At 64.9% G+C, this 16735-nt stretch carries 14 protein-coding genes; 11 read left to right on the top strand and 3 right to left on the bottom strand.

All coding sequences use genetic code 11. The features are described from left to right. The first annotated feature begins 299 nt into the window (after positions 1-299). A complete protein-coding gene (locus tag JOY90_RS10845) occupies positions 300-1616 on the top strand; it encodes a carbohydrate porin (protein WP_291691133.1) in 1317 nt (438 codons plus the stop codon). A gap of 140 nt (positions 1617-1756) precedes the next feature. Here the strand turns inward: JOY90_RS10845 and JOY90_RS10840 are convergent, their stop codons facing one another. Continuing rightward, the gene (locus JOY90_RS10840; RefSeq protein WP_291691132.1) at positions 1757-3175 is read right to left on the bottom strand and encodes a M20 family metallopeptidase; all 1419 of its coding nucleotides are present in this window, start codon (positions 3173-3175) and stop codon (positions 1757-1759) included. A gap of 150 nt (positions 3176-3325) precedes the next feature. Between JOY90_RS10840 and JOY90_RS10835 the strand changes: the two genes are divergently transcribed. From JOY90_RS10835 to cyoD, 5 genes are all read left to right on the top strand, one after another. Further along, the gene (locus tag JOY90_RS10835) at positions 3326-4150 is read left to right on the top strand and encodes an amidohydrolase (protein ID WP_291691131.1); all 825 of its coding nucleotides are present in this window, start codon (positions 3326-3328) and stop codon (positions 4148-4150) included. Positions 4151-4264: 114 nt separating this feature from the next. Continuing rightward, positions 4265-5122 (top strand): cytochrome ubiquinol oxidase subunit II, encoded by an 858-nt coding sequence (locus JOY90_RS10830; RefSeq protein ID WP_291691130.1) that lies wholly within the window; start codon positions 4265-4267, stop codon positions 5120-5122. Further along, positions 5112-7115, top strand: coding sequence for a cytochrome o ubiquinol oxidase subunit I (gene cyoB / locus JOY90_RS10825; protein ID WP_291691129.1), 2004 nt, complete (start codon positions 5112-5114; stop codon positions 7113-7115). Before JOY90_RS10830 ends, cyoB begins: the two co-directional genes overlap by 11 nt. Continuing rightward, on the top strand, positions 7112-7762 hold the full coding sequence (locus tag JOY90_RS10820; RefSeq protein WP_291691128.1) for a cytochrome (ubi)quinol oxidase subunit III: 651 nt from the start codon (positions 7112-7114) through the stop codon (positions 7760-7762). Before cyoB ends, JOY90_RS10820 begins: the two co-directional genes overlap by 4 nt. Further along, positions 7759-8151 (top strand): cytochrome o ubiquinol oxidase subunit IV, encoded by a 393-nt coding sequence (cyoD, locus tag JOY90_RS10815; protein ID WP_291691127.1) that lies wholly within the window; start codon positions 7759-7761, stop codon positions 8149-8151. Before JOY90_RS10820 ends, cyoD begins: the two co-directional genes overlap by 4 nt. 170 nt (positions 8152-8321) lie before the next feature. Here the strand turns inward: cyoD and JOY90_RS10810 are convergent, their stop codons facing one another. After that, the gene (locus JOY90_RS10810) at positions 8322-9083 is read right to left on the bottom strand and encodes a thermonuclease family protein (RefSeq protein ID WP_291691126.1); all 762 of its coding nucleotides are present in this window, start codon (positions 9081-9083) and stop codon (positions 8322-8324) included. 85 nt (positions 9084-9168) lie between these two features. Then, positions 9169-10812: an NAD(P)/FAD-dependent oxidoreductase gene (locus tag JOY90_RS10805; RefSeq protein ID WP_291691125.1), complete on the bottom strand. Its 1644-nt coding sequence runs from the start codon at positions 10810-10812 to the stop codon at positions 9169-9171. A gap of 198 nt (positions 10813-11010) precedes the next feature. On the opposite strand from JOY90_RS10805, the gene JOY90_RS10800 reads away from it, so the two are divergent. The 5 genes from JOY90_RS10800 (at position 11011) to JOY90_RS10780 (ending at position 16394) form a co-directional block, all read left to right on the top strand. Continuing rightward, positions 11011-12234, top strand: a complete 1224-nt coding sequence (locus JOY90_RS10800; protein ID WP_291691124.1) for a cytochrome P450 — start codon at positions 11011-11013, stop codon at positions 12232-12234. A gap of 102 nt (positions 12235-12336) precedes the next feature. Beyond that, the gene (locus JOY90_RS10795) at positions 12337-13935 is read left to right on the top strand and encodes a GMC family oxidoreductase (RefSeq protein WP_291691123.1); all 1599 of its coding nucleotides are present in this window, start codon (positions 12337-12339) and stop codon (positions 13933-13935) included. An 8-nt stretch (positions 13936-13943) separates the two neighbouring features. Next, complete coding sequence (locus tag JOY90_RS10790) at positions 13944-14393, top strand: hypothetical protein (RefSeq protein ID WP_291691122.1); 450 nt, start codon at positions 13944-13946, stop codon at positions 14391-14393. A gap of 238 nt (positions 14394-14631) precedes the next feature. Continuing rightward, positions 14632-15669 carry a trypsin-like peptidase domain-containing protein gene (locus tag JOY90_RS10785; protein WP_291691121.1) on the top strand — a complete coding sequence of 346 codons (1038 nt, stop codon included), beginning with the start codon at positions 14632-14634 and terminating at the stop codon, positions 15667-15669. Between the two features lie 104 nt (positions 15670-15773). Beyond that, positions 15774-16394, top strand: coding sequence for a hypothetical protein (locus JOY90_RS10780; RefSeq protein WP_291691120.1), 621 nt, complete (start codon positions 15774-15776; stop codon positions 16392-16394). Positions 16395-16735: the final 341 nt, after the last annotated feature.

Raw genomic sequence — 16735 nt, 5'->3', positions numbered from 1 at the left:
CTCGCGTCGCTGCACGAGAGCAACAGGTGCAACCCCATCTGTGATCCTTCCGTCACAGTTATCACTAATCGGGTCGAGATATAGTATTACTAATTGCGGTATCTCAGCGCTTGCTGGATTATTGTCCAACCTCAAGTTGACATATGGCCGCAGGGGATGGGCGGCGAAATCGAGGTGACGGGGAAGAAGCGCGTGCCGGGCTCGAGGGCTTTGGCCGGCACGTGACGCAAGAATAGACAAAGCCTGGGACGCCGGAAGGACCAATCAAAGTGTTGTACAAGTCTGTAGCGACCGCACGTATGTGCGGCGTAGGGGTTGTTTTGTCTGCTCTGTTGAGCGGTGGTGCGCATGCGGCCGATCTCCTGACGAAGGCGCCGCCGCTTCCCTATGTCGATGACAATTTCTGGACGAGGCCATATTTGTTCGGCGATCTCGGCCGAACCAAGCTGAAGGAGCAGGGCATCTCCCTGGCCCTGACGCTGGGTGACGAAGCCGTCACCAACCTGTCGGGCGGCAACAAGAACACCGGGGCCAATGCCGGACAACTCTGGTTTCAGGCCAAGGCCGATATGGGAAAGCTCTTCGGCATCCAGGGCGGCACCGTCGGCCTCACGCTGGTCGACCGCTTCGGCGACAATCTGAATACCGAGGCCGGCATTCCCGCCTTGCAGCTCACCAACGAAGTGTTCGGCCGCGGCAACATTCTGCGCCTGACCGAGCTCTACTACTCGCAGAAGCTGTTCGACGATCGCCTCGAACTGAAGGGCGGCCGTCTTCCCGTCGGCTCCGACTTCTTCTTCGGTGAGTGCGAATTCATCAACCTGACCTTCTGCGGCGGCCAGCCCGGCAACATCCAGGGTGGCTACATCTTCAACTGGCCGGTGAGCCAATGGGCCGGTGTCGCCCACTTCAACCTGACCAAGGAATTGAAGATTTCGGCCGGCGTCTATGACGCCAATCCGAACTATCTGACGACGTCGGATCCGACCGTCTACTTCCTGCCCGGCGTCCCTAACTCGAGCGCTGCGTCGGGCGTGCTGGTGCCGGTGGAATTGACCTGGTCGCCGAGCGGCCCCCTGTACGGGACCTGGAGATTCGGTGGCTGGTATGACAGTGCATCGACGATCGATGGCGGTCTGCCGGGGATCATCCAGACCATCCCGGGCGTCGGCGGCGTGCCGGACCAGAACCTGGGCGATCAAAGAGGCCGCTACGGCATCTATGAGTCGATCCTGCAACGGGTGACCGTCGACGGTCCCAAGGCGCAGGGTTGGTATGTCTTCCTCAATACGACCGTTGCCGATCACCGGACGTCGTTCCAGGACTACCAGACCGCCTTCGGCGTCAAGCACACCGGAACATTCACCTGGCGACCCGATGACGAGGTCGGCTTCGCGGTGGGCACGACCCACGTCAATTCGGCCGCGTTCGGCCCGAATGCAGGCGGCAACGAAGTTCCGCTCGAAGCCTGGTACGGCTGGCAGGCAACGGGCTGGATGAACCTCAAGTTCGACGCCCAGTACGTGATCAATCCCGGTGGGCGCGGGTTCAACGGCGCCGGCATCAAGACCGACAACGCCTGGGTTCTCGGCGCGCGCACCGTGGTCCACTTCTGATGCGGCGGTTCGCCTCTCCCCCAGCGGGGGAGAGGTGGGCACCGCCGATGCCGCAGTTGTGGTTTGATCCCACCAAGAAAGTTAATCGGCGAATCGCCGAAGCGTCCTGCGGAGGCTACGTCGTGTGAGATCCGCCTTCCTCACATCACCGACATGTCGAGCGGCGGGGCGACGCCTTCCGGCAACGGGCTGACATAGGGCGTGCGCGCGGTGCGCCTTGCGAGGTCGGCCTTGGCGGCTTCGATCAATTCCGGCTCGCTCAGCGCCTTGACGCCGAGACCGGCCATTGCCTTCGCAGCCTGCACCATGGCCTTGTGCGCGGCCGGCGTCTTGCCCTGCGCGACCACTTGCCAGGTGTGGAACGGCGTGCCGATCGCGACCGTCGGCGCGTGGACCTGCGCGGTCGGCACCACCCAGCTCACGTCGCCGACATCGGTCGAGCCGATCTGCGGGTTGCGCCTGGCATCGAGCGGCACGATGAAATCGGCGAGCGGCCGGTCGGTCGGGTCCATGCCGATGGTGTAGTACACCGAGGCGATGTCCTTCTCGGTCAGCGTGGCGCGAATCTTCGCCGCGAAATCCTCGTCGGCCGCGTCGAAATGCGGCGGGCCGAGCTCCTCCATGATCCGGTGCAGCGCCTGATCCAGCGGAGCGTTGGGCAGGAGATTGGAGACGGCGGAGACGATCCGCATCTCGACCTTCGTCTCGGTCATCAGCGCCGCGCCTCGCGCGATCTTGTGCACGCGCGCGACCAACTCGTTCATGCCGGGCAGGTCGCGGGCGCGGATCGAGTAGCGGACGCGGGCGTGGGCCTGCACAACGTTGGGCGCAATGCCCCCGGTGTCGAGCAGCGCGTAGTGGACCCGGGCGTCGCTCGGCATGTGCTCGCGCATGTAGTTGACGCCGACATTCATCAGCTCCACCGCGTCGAGCGCGCTGCGGCCGAGATGCGGGGATGCGGCAGCGTGCGAGGTGCGGCCGGTGAAGCTGAAATCGGCGCGGGTGTTGGCGAGCGACGGCGTCACCACCACCTCCCAGAAGCTCGACGGATGCCAGGTGATGGCGATGTCGGCGTCGGCGAACGCGCCCGAGCGCACCATGAAGGCTTTCGCAGCGCCGCCTTCCTCGGCAGGGCAGCCATAGTAGCGCACGCGTCCGGGCGTCTTCGTCGCGGCGAGCCAGTCCTTCACCGCGGTCGCGGCGAGCAGCGCCGCCGAGCCGAGCAGATTGTGGCCGCAGCCATGGCCGTGGCCGCCGGTCTCGATCGGACGATGCTCGGCGACACCGGCCTCCTGCGACAGGCCGGGCAGGGCATCGTATTCGCCGAGGAAGGCGATCACCGGGCCGGCTTCGCCCCATTCGCCCATCAGCGCGGTGGGGATATCAGCGACATTCTCGGTGATGCGGAAACCCTGGTGGCGCAATTCGGCGAGATGTTCCGCCGAGGAGCGAGCCTCGGTGTAGCACACCTCGGGCATGCCCCAGACCGTGTCGCTCAAGGCGACGAAGCGCGGCTTGATCTCATCCACCCCGCGCCAAATCTCACTGCGGTTGTCCATCTCGAAGTCCTGATCCTCAATGGCTGACACCTGAAATCGATACCAGCTTCGAGGAGACGAGCCTAGCTGATGCCAGCGATTCCAAGTTGCAGTATTGCAGCCCATCCCTGCATGATCGGGACAACAGGACAGTCGGCGGGGAGATGCACCATGAAGATCATCGACGCTCAGGCGCATATCTGGTCGCAGACGGTGACGCCGCCGACCGGACTGCACCGCAAGGTCGAAAAGTTCACCGCCGAGGAGCTGCTGGCCGAAATGGACGCGGCCGGCGTTGCCGCCGCGCTGATCCATCCGCCATCCGGATGGGATCCCGGTGCCAACGCGGTCGCGGTCGCGGCGGCGCGGAAATACCCGGACCGGTTCGCCGTGATGGGCCAGTTTCCGCTCGACCGGCCGGAGAACCGCGCGCTGATCCCCACCTGGCGCGACCAGCCCGGCATGGTGGGCCTGCGCTGGTCGTTCCTGTCGGACGCACAGCAGAAGTGGCTCGATGACGGCTCGCTGGACTGGCTGTGGCCGGCAGCCGAGCGCGAACGGCTGCCGATCGCGATGATGGGCGGGCTGTTCCTGCCGAAATTCCGCGAGATCGCCGAGCGCCACCCGGGCCTGAAGCTGATCCTCGACCATTGCGGGCTGAATCGCCATGGACAGGATGCCGAGGCGTTCATTCATCTGGACGAACTGGTCGCGCTCGCCAAGCTGCCGAATGTCGCGGTGAAGGCGACCGGCGCGCCGCATTATTCGACTCAGGGATATCCCTTCGCGAACATCCAGGACGGGCTGCACCGCATCTTCGACGCGTTCGGGCCGAAACGGTTCTTCTGGGGTACCGACATCACGCGAATGACGTGCAGCTACCGCCAATGCGTGACATTCTTCACCGAGGAATTGCCGTGGCTCAGGGGTGACGATCTCACGGACGTGATGGGCCGCGGCCTTTGCGAATGGATCGGGTGGAACTTCGCGTTCTGAAGCGCATCATCAAAAAGATCGTCGATCCGCTTCCTGATGTTGGAACGAATGCCGCAATGCGGCGTTGGCCGCCCGATGTGTGCGAGGGGGCCACGTCGGGGGTTTGGTCGCGGGATGAACATTCTCGATCCGCAGGGGCCGATCGCGGCCGCGGAGCGGACTATCCTGATCGATTCGATCGGTATCATGCTGGCGATCGTGCTGCCCACGATCGCGGCCATTCTCGCATTCGCCTTCTGGTTTCGGCACTCCAACAGCCGCGCGCGATATCTGCCCGACTGGGCCTATTCCGGCCGCCTCGAGCTCGTGGTGTGGTCGATCCCGGCGCTGACCGTGATCCTCCTGGGCGGAGTGGCCTGGATCGGCTCGCATCAGCTCGATCCGGCGCAGCCGGTCCAGGGCACCGGGCCCGGGATCACGGTCCAGGTGGTCTCGCTCGACTGGAAGTGGCTGTTCATCTATCCGGATCAGCGCGTCGCCGGCGTCAACACGCTGACGGTGCCGGTCGGCGCGCCGCTGCATCTGCAGTTGACATCGGCCAGCGTGATGAACGCGTTCTTCATCCCGCAGCTCGGCAGCATGATCTACACCATGAACGGCATGGTCACACGGCTCGAGCTCCGCGCCGACGAGGTCGGCGACTATCAGGGCCTGTCATCGCATTTCAGCGGCGACGGCTTTCCCGACATGCTGTTCGACGTCCATGTCGTGCCGCAGCTTCAGTTCGACGACTGGGCGAGCAGGACGGTCCGCAGCGACCAGGCCTTGAACCAGGAAAGCTACACCAGGCTCCTCAAGCAATCGGTGCCGAAGGACAAGCCGGTCTACCGCCTCGACGATCCCGAGCTGTTCCAGGCCATTTCGACCCAGAAGATCGCGCCGGGCCCGGGCCCGGAGCAGGAGCCCAGCCCTCTATCGCGGTTGAGCGCGAACCTGCCTGAGCCGATCTGCGAGGGGACGCATGTTCGGTAGGCTCACCTGGTCTGCGATCCCGATCGATCAGCCGATTCCCCTGGTCGCCGGCGCAGTGGTGCTGGTGGCGATCCTGGCGGTGCTGGCCTGGGTCGTGCTGGCCGGCCATCTGCCTTATCTGTGGCGGGAATGGATCACCAGCGTCGACCACAAGCGCATCGGCGTGATGTACACGCTGCTCGCGATGGTGATGCTGCTGCGCGGATTCTCCGACGCCATCATGATGCGGGCGCAACAGACCATGGCGTTTCAGTCGCAAGGCTACCTTCCGCCGGAGCACTACAACCAGATCTTCTCCGCTCACGGCACCATCATGATCTTCTTCGTGGCGATGCCGTTCGTGATCGGATTGATGAACCTCGTGGTGCCGCTGCAGCTCGGGGTGCGCGACGTCGCGTTCCCGACGCTCAATTCGGTCGGCTTCTGGCTGACCGCGACCGGCGCGCTGCTCGTCAACATGTCGCTCGTGATCGGCGAGTTCGCGCGCACCGGCTGGCTGCCCTATCCGCCGCTGTCGGAACTGACCTATTCGCCCGGCGTAGGGGTCGACTACTACACCTGGTCGCTCGAGATTTCCGGCGTCGGCACGCTGGTCGCCGGCATCAATCTGGTGACGACCGTTCTCAAGCTGCGCACCAGGGGCATGACCTATCTGCGCATGCCGATGTTCTGCTGGACGACGCTGGCGTCGAATCTCCTGATCGTCGCCGCGTTCCCGATCCTGACCGCGACGCTCGCGATGCTGATCCTCGACCGCTATTTCGGCTTCCACTTCTTCACCAACGAGGCCGGCGGCAACGTGATGATGTTCATGAACCTGATCTGGGCATGGGGTCATCCTGAGGTCTACATCCTCGTCCTGCCCGCGTTCGGCATCTTCTCCGAGGTGGTATCGACGTTCTCGGGCAAGCCCTTGTTCGGCTACCGCTCGATGGTGCTCGCCACCATGGCGATCTGCATCATCTCCTTCATGGTGTGGCTGCACCATTTCTTCACGATGGGCGCAGGGCCCGACGTCAACGCGATCTTCGGCATCGCCAGCATGATCATCGCGGTGCCGACCGGGGTGAAGATCTACAACTGGCTGTTCACGATGTATGGCGGCCGCGTCCGCTTCGCGACGCCGATGCTGTGGGCGATCGGCTTCATGGTCACCTTCATCATCGGCGGGCTGACCGGCGTCCTGGTCGCGGTGCCGCCTGCGGACTTCCTCTTGCACAACAGCCTGTTCCTGGTCGCGCATTTCCACAACGTGATCATCGGCGGCGTGCTGTTCGGCGCGTTCGCCGGCTACACCTACTGGTTTCCCAAGGCATTCGGCTTTCGTCTGCACGAGGGCTGGGGCAAGGCCGCGTTCTGGTTCTGGCTGATCGGCTTCTACGTCGCCTTCATGCCGCTCTATGCCGCGGGCCTGCTCGGCATGACCCGGCGGATGCAGCATTACGACGTCGCGGCGTGGCGGCCGTGGATGATGGTCGCGGGCGTCGGCGCCGTGCTGATCCTGATCGGCATCCTCTGCCAGATCATGCAGCTCGTCGTCAGCATCCGCCACCGCGCCGAATTGCGCGACCGCACCGGCGATCCCTGGGACGGCCGTTCGCTGGAATGGGCCACCGCCTCGCCGCCGCCGGTGTTCAATTTTGCAGTCATGCCCGATGTCGCGGGCGAGGACGCCTATTGGCGGATCAAGGCGCACGCCAGGGCGCAGGATCTACAGAAGAGCGGGCCGGATTACAGGGACATCGAGATGCCGCGCAACTCGCCGACCGGCTTCGTCTGCGCCTTCTTCGCCACCATCATGGGTTTTGCGCTGATCTGGCACATCTGGTGGATGGTCGCGCTCGGCGGCATCGGCGCGTTCGCGACCTTCGTGGTGTTCGCCTGGCGCGACCATGACGAGTATGTCATCCCGGCCGACGACGTCGCGCGCATCGACCGGGCCAATCTCGCCGAGCGGCGTGCCGGGATGCAGCTCGAGGCGGCCGCGCCATGACCGAGACCACGTTCGATCACGCACATGGCGATCCGAACCGCCTGCGTGGCATGCAGGACGTCGTCGCCGCGCATGAAGGTCCGGCGCCGAAGCGGATCGTGACCGGCTACGGTTTCTGGATCTTCCTGCTCTCCGACATCGTGATGTTCTCCTGCTTCTTCGCGGCCTATGCGGTGCTGTTGGGCAATACCGCCGGCGGGCCGAAGGGCTCGGAGCTGTTCGATCTCAGGAACGTCGCGGTGGAGACCGGCTGCCTCTTGCTGTCGAGCTTCACCTGCGGCATGGCGAGCATCGCCGCCAAAGCGCGCAACCGGCTCTATTTTCAGCTTGCGATGGCGGTGACCTGCGTGCTCGGGCTCGCCTTTCTCGCGATCGAGGGCCGTGAATTCGCCGCTCTCGTCATGCGCGGCGATGGTCCCTCGCGCAGCGCGTTTCTGTCCGCGTTCTTCACATTGGTCGGATGTCACGGCCTGCACGTTTCTGCCGGAATCCTCTGGCTACTCACCATGATGGCCCAGGTGTTCGCGAAGGGATTTCGCGCGGACATCGAGCGTCGCTTTCTCTGTTTTGCGCTGTTCTGGCACGCGCTCGACATCATCTGGGTTGCGGTTTTTTCAGTTGTGTATCTGCTCGGGAGTGCGTCATGAGTGATCAGGGTTTCGAATGGCACCGCCGGAGCGATCTCGCGCCGGGCGACCAAGAGCAGAGGGGCGTCGGCCTCAAGCTGATCGGCTATCTCACGGGGCTCGGTCTCGCCGTGATCCTGACCGCGACCTCGTTCTTCGTCGCCTCCACCGATCTGGTCTGGGAGCCTTCCATTCCCGTCGCCATCATCGTGCTCGCCATCGCCCAGATGGGCGTGCACCTGGTGTTCTTCCTGCACATCACCACGGGACCCGACAACACCAACAACGTGCTGGCGCTCGCCTTCGGCTTGCTGATCGTGTTCCTGGTGATCGCGGGCTCGCTCTGGATCATGGCGAATCTCAATCACAACATGCTGCCGATGGATCAGATCATGCGGATGCAGCGCTGAGCGCTCATCACGGCCTCGGCTTGCAGGCGTAGGGTGGGCTAAGGCGCGCAAGCGCCGTGCCCACCATTCTCTCGACAGCGTCGCTCCGGGTGGTGGGCACGCTTCTACCTTTGCGTGGCAGATTCCTGTGCACGCGGCCGCTTAGCCTACCCTACTGCATCATCGATCAATCACTTCGACGGCTTGGGCTTGCAATTGTAGGCGCGGCGGAAGTCGGCGGCCTGGGCGTCCTCCTCGGAGCAGAACCAGCGGTCCGGCCGCGTCACGCCGGCGTAGCTCGGGCAGCCCTGGATGTGGTAGACGCCGACATTGCCGGTGATGTGCGCGCGGACGGCAAACAGGCCCTTGATCGCGCAATTGGGCGGCGCCTGAAGGTTGTCGGGAAACAGCGCCGCGCGAATCTCCTTGTCGCGGTCGGAGCGGCAGGCGGCGCCGGACAGCTCGCCGTCCTTCTTGCCGCTGCGGAAATCCTGCGGCGCCGCGAAGCAGCCCCGCCAGAAGCCGCGGGTCGCGGCCTTGGCGGCGTCGGCGTCGGCCTTGAAGTGGACCTTGATGGCAGGCTCGGCGCTCAGCGCGAGACCCTGCCGCACCATCACCTGGTTCAGGCTCGACATCTCGCCCTCGACGGTGCACACCCCGACATGCCGCCGCTTGGAGATCTTGTCAGGTCCGAGATCCTCGCAGCGGACAGGCCGTCCGCCGATCAATCGGGTGAGGCTGTCGCGCGCCTCGATCCCGCAGGCCCACGGCTCGGCCTGATCGTCGATGCAGGTCTGGTCGAACTCCGGCGCGTCGATGCCGTCGAGTCGGTAGATCGCCTCGCCGAGCCGGATCACGTTGCCGTCCTTGACGGTTGTCGTCTCCGCCCGACCGGGGCCGGTGCAGAGCAGAACGCCGACGATCAGGGAAAGGGGAAATCTAGGGGAAGGCATGCGATTTTCGGGGGGGCGGGCAGGTCGACTTGGCCGGCGGCATCCTACCACGACCTGCCGTCCGCGAGTCCACCGCTTTGGTGGATCAACCGAGGCGCAATTCGTCGTACCCTCGGGCTGCAACCTCGTCGCAACGGGCGCGGTAGGCCGGTGCGCTGCCACTGTAGCGTGCGACGATGCGGGTCTGCTTGCCCTCGACATTGGAGTTGATCCCGGTCATCCAGGAATCGACCTCGTTGGAGAGGAGGCCGACCCCCAGCGCCTTGACGTGGTCGGTCCAGGATTCGACGCCGGCCTCGGTCGCCTCCAGCCGCGTCAGGCCGCGGTCGCGGGCGAAACGGAGCAGGCCGGTCACCCAGTCGACGCTGTATTCGATCGAACGCGGGATGTTGCCGAGCGCGGTGTGCGGCCCCATCAGCATCATCATGTTGGGGAACTGGTGGATCATCAGGCCGAGATAGGTCTCAGGTCCCGCCTTCCATTTGTCTTTCAGCCGGACGCCGTCGGCGCCGCGGAAGTCGATCTTGTCGAACGAGCCGGTGATGGCGTCGAAGCCGGTGGCGTAGATGATGATGTCGAATTCGTATTCCTTCTCGGTGGTCCTGATGCCCTTCGGCGTGATGCGCTCGATCGGCGTCGCCTTGATGTCGACCAGCTCGACATTGTCGCGGTTGTAGACCTCGTAATAGAACGTCTCCAGCGGCAGCCGGCGGGTGCCGAAACCGTGGTTCTTCGGGATCAGCTTGTCCGCGACCTTCTGGTCCTTGACACGCTGGCGAATCTTTCGCGCGACGAAGTCGCTGATGGTGGCGTTCGCCGCGCGATCGATCAGCACGTCGCGGAAATTGCCCTGCCAGATGCCGAAGCCGCGCTCGCCATAGAGCTTCTCGTAGAACGCCTCGCGCTCCCCGTCCGTCACCTCGAACGCGCCGCGCGGATCGGGCGTGTGCAGGAAACAGGAGAACGTCTCCTGGCATCGCTTGAACATCTCGGGATAACCGGCCTTGATCTTCGCCTGCGTCTCGGCGTCGATCTTGCCGTTGTGCAGCGGCGCGGCCCAGTTGGCGGTGCGCTGGAACACCGTGAGGTGGCCGACCTGGCTCGCAATGGTCTGGATGGTCTGGATGCCGGTGGCGCCGGTGCCGATCACCGCGACGCGCCTGCCGGCGAAATCGACCGGCTCCTTCGGCCAGCGTGCGGTGTGGAAGGACTGTCCGGCAAAACTGTCGATCCCCTCGACGCGCGGCCATGTCGGGGTCGACAACGGCCCGATCGCGGTGACGAGGAAGCGTGCGGTGAAACGGCCATCGTCCGCCAGCGCGACGGTCCAGCTCGACGTCGCCTCGTCATAGACCGCGGCGCTGACGCGGCTGTTGAACTGGATGTCGCGGCGCAGGTCGAACCTGTCGGCGACGTAGTTGAGATAACGCAGCGTTTCCGGCTGGCCGGCGAAATGCTCGGACCAGTCCCATTCCTCCAGCAATTCCTTGGAGAAGGAGAAGCCGTAGGAATAGCTCTCGGAATCGAAGCGGGCGCCGGGATAGCGATTCCAGTACCAGGTGCCGCCGACATTGGTGCCGGCCTCGAACACGCGGGCGCGCAGGCCGAGCTCCCGTAGCCGGTAGAGCTGGTACATGCCGGACATGCCGGCGCCGATGACGATGACGTCGAAATCGAGTGCGGGTGCCGGGTCGGACGAGTCTGGTTGTTTTTCTGCTGACGCGGACACGTTGGCGCTGCTCCGAGGCTCATATTTGCGCCAAACTACCGACTCTCTCGCGCGCGAACAAACGCTCAATCCATGCGGGCGGGAAGGGCAGGGTTGCGCCGCAACGTCGCAGCCTTTGACGGATGGCTGGTTCTGCCCCTATCGTCGGCGTGCAGATCGCCCGTTCGTAGCGGTGGTATACAAGAGGGAGGCGAGACGATGGCCCAAGCGCTGCGCCAGCTGGCGTCGATCGACGTCAGCGATCCCACACTCTACCAGGACGACACTTGGCGGCCGCTGTTCACGCAGCTCCGGCGCGACGACCCCGTGCACTATTGCGAGGCGTCGTCCTACGGTCCGTACTGGTCGGTGACGCGCTACGACGACATCTTCACCGTCGAGCTCGACCACGAGACATATTCCTCCGCCTCCGAGCTCGGCGGCATCCAGGTCGCGGATCAACCGAAGGGGCGGGAACGCGGCAGTTTCATCCGGATGGACCCACCGCGCCATACGGCGCAACGTCGCACCGTCGCCCCGATCGTGGCGCCGTCCAATCTCGTCAACCTGGAAGCGCTGATCCGCAAACGCACCTCCGACGTGCTCGATGCGCTGCCGCGCCGCGAGACCTTCGACTGGGTCGAGCGCGTCTCGATCGACCTCACCAACATGATGCTGGCGACGCTGTTCGATTTTCCATGGGAGGATCGCATGAAGCTGACCTGGTGGTCGGACGTCGCGATCGCCAATGTCCACTCGCCCGACGCTGTCGTGCACTCCGAGGACGAGCGCTTCGCCGAGCTCGACAGGATGGGGAAATACTTCCGCGGATTGTGGGATCAGCGCGCCGAGCGGTCGCCGAGCTTCGACCTGATCTCGATGCTGGCCCATTCGGACGCCACCCGCAACATGGATCCCAGGGAATTCGTCGGCACGCTCGCGCTCCTGATCGTCGGCGGCAACGACACCACGCGCAACTCGATGAGCGCGGGCCTGATGGCGCTGGTCGAGAACCCCGCGCAGCTCGAGCTGCTGCGCGCGCGGCACGACCTGATCCCGAACCTCGTCTCCGAGACCATCCGCTATCATACTCCGGTGCTGCACATGCGCCGCACCGCGACGCGGGACACCGAGCTTGCGGGCCGCCGAATCGCCAAGGGCGACAAGGTCGTGATGTGGTACATCTCCGGCAACCGCGACGAGGAGAAGATCGAGCGTGCCGACGCCTTCATCATCGACCGCAACAAGCCGCGGCAGCATCTCGCGTTCGGCGCTGGTATCCACCGCTGCGTCGGCGACCGGCTCGCCGAGCAGCAGCTCCGCATCCTCTGGGAGGAGATTCTGGCGCGTGACCTGCGTTTCGAGATGATGGGGCCGCCGGTCCGGCTCTATTCGAATTTCATCCGCGGCATCCGCTCCCTGCCGGTAAGGATATTGGATTGATTGTTGTGTTGTCATTCCGGAGCGCGAGCGCCGCGAGCGAACCCGGAATCTCGAGATTCCGGGTTCGATGCTTCGCATCGCCCCGGAATGACAGGAGTGGAAATGAACCAAGCCGTTGACGTCCTGATCATCGGTGCCGGTGCCTCCGGCGCCGCGGTGGCGTGGTCGCTGGCCAACACGAAGATGCACATCCTCTGCCTCGAGCAGGGGGGCTGGATGAAGCCGTCGGAATATCCGAGCACCGGGCGCGACTGGGAGGCGAAGTTCTATGGCGAGTGGTCGACCAGCCCGAACATCCGCGGCAGGCCAGAGGACTATCCCATCAACGACGACCATTCGCCGATCAAGGTCGTGAATTTCAACGGCGTCGGCGGCTCGACCATCATGTACACCGCGCACTGGCCGCGGCTGCATCCGTCCGACTTCAGGGTGAGAACGCTGGACGGCGTCGCCGACGACTGGCCGATCGACTACGATACGCTGGTGCCGTTCTTCGAGGAGAACGACCGCATGATGGGCGTCTCGGGGCTATCAGGCGATCCGCGCTCGCCGCTGACCCATCCGCCGATGCCGCCGCAGCCGCTCGGGCTCTCCGGCCCGCTGATCGCCAACGCCATGAACAAGCTCGGCTGGCACTGGTGGCCGTCCGACACCACGGTCGCCACCACCGACTATGAGGGCAGGGCGCGCTGCATCAATCTCGGCCATTGCACGCCGGCCTGCGCCCAGGGCGCGAAGGCCTCGACCGACATCACCTATTGGCCGCAGGCGCTCCGCGCCGGTGTCGAGCTCAAGACCCATTGCCGGGTGCGCGAGATCACGACCAACGAGCATGGCATGGCCTCCGGTGTCGTCTATTACGACGAGGACGGTGTCGAGCAGTTTCAGCCGGCCGAGGTCGTGATCCTCGCCTGCAACGGTGTCGGCACGCCGCGCATCCTGCTCAACTCGGCATCCGGCAAATTCCCCGATGGCCTCGCCAACTCGTCCGGTCTGGTCGGTAGGAATCTGATGTTCCACCCCTATGCTCAGATTTATGGTTTTGTCAGCGAGCCGACCGATTCCAACCGGGCGCCACCCACCTGCCTGTGGAGCAAGGAATTCTACGACACCGACCTGACGCGCGGCTTCGTGCGCGGCTATGGCATCCAGTTCGGCCGCGGCGCCGGGCCGGTGTTCGAGGCGGTGGTGAGCGAGCAGAAGGGCATCCTGCCGTGGGGGCCGGACCATCACCGCATCTTCCGCAGGCTCAACGGCCATCGGCTGCACGTCTCGGCGATCTGCGAGGACCTGCCGGAGACGCACAACCGCGTCACCCTCGATCCCGTGCTGAAGGACAGCCATGGCATCCCGGCGCCGAGGATCGACTACACGATCTCCGAGAACAGCCAGAAGATGATGGCGCACGGGTTGGCACGCGGCCGCGAGATTCTCGAGACGGCCGGCGCGACCGACATCTGCGTCAACAGCCCGATCCCCTGGGGCGGCTGGCACCTGCTCGGCACCGCGCGGATGGGCACCGACCCCGACAGGAGCGTGGTGAACGAATGGGGCCGCTCCCACGACGTGAAGAATCTGTTCATCGTCGACGGCAGCGTGTTCGTCACCTCCGGCGGGGTCAACCCGACATCGACGATCCAGGCGATCGCGCTCTACGTCGCCGACCAGATCAAGCAGCGCCTCGCCAATCTGTTCGACTGAGGATTTCGATGACCGCCGACCATGCTCTCACCCCAAGGCAGCAGGACGATCTCCGCAGCGTCGCCGCGATGATGATCCCGGCGAGCAGCGAATATGACGTGCCCGGCGCGGATGACGCCGCGATCCAGGCCGACATTCTGGCGACGCTCGGCCGCGACACGAAGCAGGTTTCGGCCGCGCTCGACCACATCGCGCGGCTGGCCGGTGAGCCGCTCGCGGCGCTCGACGGCGCCAAGCGTGAAGCGGTGGTGACGGAATTCCGCGCCGGCGGCGGCCTGCCTGCCGCGACGCTCGCCCGCGTCATCCTGCAATGCTACTACCGCGACGACCGCGTGCTGCGTTCGCTCGGCCTGGAGCCGCGCGCGCCGTTCCCGAAAGGCCACGTCCTGCCGGACGGCGACTGGTCGCTGCTCGACCCGGTCAAGGCGCGGCCGGCGAAGCTGCGCGGGGTGCCGTAGTTTTGGGGAGCCGTAGTTTTGTAGTTTCCTAGCCCGGGTGAGCGACTTGTCCGCCGAAGCTCGGAGAGCGAAGGCGGAACGATACCTGGGAATCCCGCATGTCGCGGCGCTCATGCGGGCTACGCTTCCGTTGCGCCGGGGGTGCGTAGCCGGTCCGAAGCCCCCATCTCGGATGGCAGCTCTGCCCTTGCGCGAAGGCAGTCCGCCAACCATCTGACGTGGCTGAAGGAATCTTGTCATGTTGGATTTTACCTCCGCTTTCTCTGCCGACGGCCTGTCGGCGGCCTCTCACCCGGAAACTGAAGTCAGCGACCAGGCGCTGCTCGACGCCTATTCCAATGCCGTGATCGGCGTGACCGAGAAGGTCGGGCCGGCCGTGGTGCGGGTCGAGACCGGGCCCAAGGTCAGGACCGCGCGCGAGCGCGGCGGGCTCGGCTCCGGCATCGTCATCTCGCCCGACGGTCTGGTCTTGACCAACAGCCATGTGGTCGGCGCCGCCAAGGAGATCAGGTTGCGGGACACCGAGGGTGCGGTCACTGACGCACGCGTGCTCGGGGTCGATCCCGACACCGATCTGGCGCTGCTCCGCGCCAACGGCGTGCGCGATCTGCCCTATGCCTCGCTCGGCAACTCCAAGCATCTGCGCCGCGGCCAGCTCGTCATCGCGATCGGCAATCCGCTCGGCTTCGAATCGACGGTGACCGCCGGCGTGGTGTCGGCGCTCGGCCGCTCGATCCGCTCGGTCTCGGGCCGCACCATCGAGGATGTGATCCAGACCGACGCCGCGCTCAACCCCGGCAATTCCGGCGGGCCCTTGGTGTCGTCCAAGGCCGAGGTGATCGGCATCAACACCGCGATCATCAATGGCGCGCAGGGCATCTGCTTTGCGGTCGCCAGCAACACCGCGCAGTTCGTGCTGTCGGAGATCATCCGCCACGGCTATGTCCGCCGCGCCTATATCGGCGTCGCCGGCCAGACCGCACCGATCCCGCGCCGCCACGCGGTGGTCGCCGGCGTCCAGAACCAGATGGGCGCGCTGCTCGCGCAGATCGAGCCGGACGGTCCGGCGTCGCAGGCCGGGCTCTTGCCGGGCGATGTTGTGATCAGGCTCGACGGCGTCGACATCAACGGCGTCGATGACCTGATCCGCGTGCTCGACCGCGACCGCGTCGGCAGGACGCTGGCGATGGACGTGTTGCGGCTCGGCAGGCTCAGGGCGATCGACATTCATCCGGTGGAACGCAAGCCGGCGGCACGGCAGGCGCTCGCGCCGTAGCGCCTCGGGCTTGCAAAATATCCCGTTTGGGCCAAGTCGACGCCTTACTTTGGGCTGCTGGCCAGCGGAATTGTCCGCTGCCAGCGAGCACGGGTGAAGGATCGATGTCGGAGCCGATATCCGCTTTCGTCAAATTGCGCATCGATCGTCCGAGGCTCGTGCAGTGGCTTGATGCTCCGGTCGCGCTGGCCTCGCGCTGGACCGATTGGCGGGATATGGGGGGACAATACGCTAGCGGGAGCGACGACAAGGACCTCAAAGATTTCTCAAATGTCGAGATGGCAGCAAAGATGGCCGAGTGCGACCGAATTCTCCGCCGCTGCCGGGACAACAGATTCGCCTTGAAGAGCGTCTTGAGGACTGCGGAAGCGCCGCAATACAAGCATGCCTCATATCGGACCGACACCCGGGACTTCGTCGCGGGATCGCTCACCTATGCGGAGAACCTGATCAATTTCATTGTGTTCTATGCGATCGTGCGCGGTGTTGGGGAATTCTTAGCCCCCGACGATTACGGCGTCGCAGTGCTGCATGATTTCGTATGGGGCGCCCCCGAAGAGCACGTCACCCACTCCGCCGTGCGGCTCGGCCCTGGCGCGCGTTCCGGGTTCATGCATGCTGACGAAATGGCGAGCGCGGGCGGTGCATTCCAGCCGATCGCAGACGAGATGCTCTCGCAGGAGTCGAAGCCGCCGGAGATCGACGAGCTGGACAGTTTGAAATAGCCCAGCAGCGCAGGGTGGCTGAGCTGTGCTTTGCGCCACGTTCGCCCACAAGGACCCTCGAGGGGAAGGGTCGGCACGCGATCGAGCGAAGCGAGATGCGTGCTGGGGTGGGGTGGCGGTCTCTCCGTATTAGACAGTGTGCGCGCGGAAGCATCACCCCACCCCGGCTCACATTCCGCTTCGCTTCATGTGAGCCGACCCTCCCCCTCCGGGGGAGGGTGACCGGTCGTGCCGATGGCTCGAGCTCATATGCGATAACCCTGCCCACAAGGGGAGAAGGGAAGCGGAGCGCTACTCTGCCGCCGCGGCAAAGCGGCTGTTCTCCAACTCCGCCTCCAGCC

The organism is Bradyrhizobium sp. (assembly GCF_019242285.1).
Taxonomy (GTDB): domain Bacteria; phylum Pseudomonadota; class Alphaproteobacteria; order Rhizobiales; family Xanthobacteraceae; genus Bradyrhizobium.
This window is presented reverse-complemented; position numbering and strand designations above follow the sequence as displayed.

Bases quoted from the DNA above. Each gene is read 5' to 3' on its own strand.
- JOY90_RS10795 (WP_291691123.1), top strand. From the start codon at position 12,337: ATGAACCAAGCCGTTGACGTCCTGATCATCGGTGCCGGTGCCTCCGGC.
- JOY90_RS10790 (WP_291691122.1), top strand. From the start codon at position 13,944: ATGACCGCCGACCATGCTCTCACCCCAAGGCAGCAGGACGATCTCCGC.
- cyoD (WP_291691127.1), top strand. From the start codon at position 7,759: ATGAGTGATCAGGGTTTCGAATGGCACCGCCGGAGCGATCTCGCGCCG.
- JOY90_RS10845 (WP_291691133.1), top strand. From the start codon at position 300: ATGTGCGGCGTAGGGGTTGTTTTGTCTGCTCTGTTGAGCGGTGGTGCG.
- JOY90_RS10840 (WP_291691132.1), bottom strand. From the start codon at position 3,175: ATGGACAACCGCAGTGAGATTTGGCGCGGGGTGGATGAGATCAAGCCG.
- JOY90_RS10780 (WP_291691120.1), top strand. From the start codon at position 15,774: ATGTCGGAGCCGATATCCGCTTTCGTCAAATTGCGCATCGATCGTCCG.
- JOY90_RS10830 (WP_291691130.1), top strand. From the start codon at position 4,265: ATGAACATTCTCGATCCGCAGGGGCCGATCGCGGCCGCGGAGCGGACT.
- JOY90_RS10810 (WP_291691126.1), bottom strand. From the start codon at position 9,083: ATGCCTTCCCCTAGATTTCCCCTTTCCCTGATCGTCGGCGTTCTGCTC.
- JOY90_RS10820 (WP_291691128.1), top strand. From the start codon at position 7,112: ATGACCGAGACCACGTTCGATCACGCACATGGCGATCCGAACCGCCTG.
- JOY90_RS10800 (WP_291691124.1), top strand. From the start codon at position 11,011: ATGGCCCAAGCGCTGCGCCAGCTGGCGTCGATCGACGTCAGCGATCCC.
- cyoB (WP_291691129.1), top strand. From the start codon at position 5,112: ATGTTCGGTAGGCTCACCTGGTCTGCGATCCCGATCGATCAGCCGATT.
- JOY90_RS10785 (WP_291691121.1), top strand. From the start codon at position 14,632: ATGTTGGATTTTACCTCCGCTTTCTCTGCCGACGGCCTGTCGGCGGCC.
- JOY90_RS10835 (WP_291691131.1), top strand. From the start codon at position 3,326: ATGAAGATCATCGACGCTCAGGCGCATATCTGGTCGCAGACGGTGACG.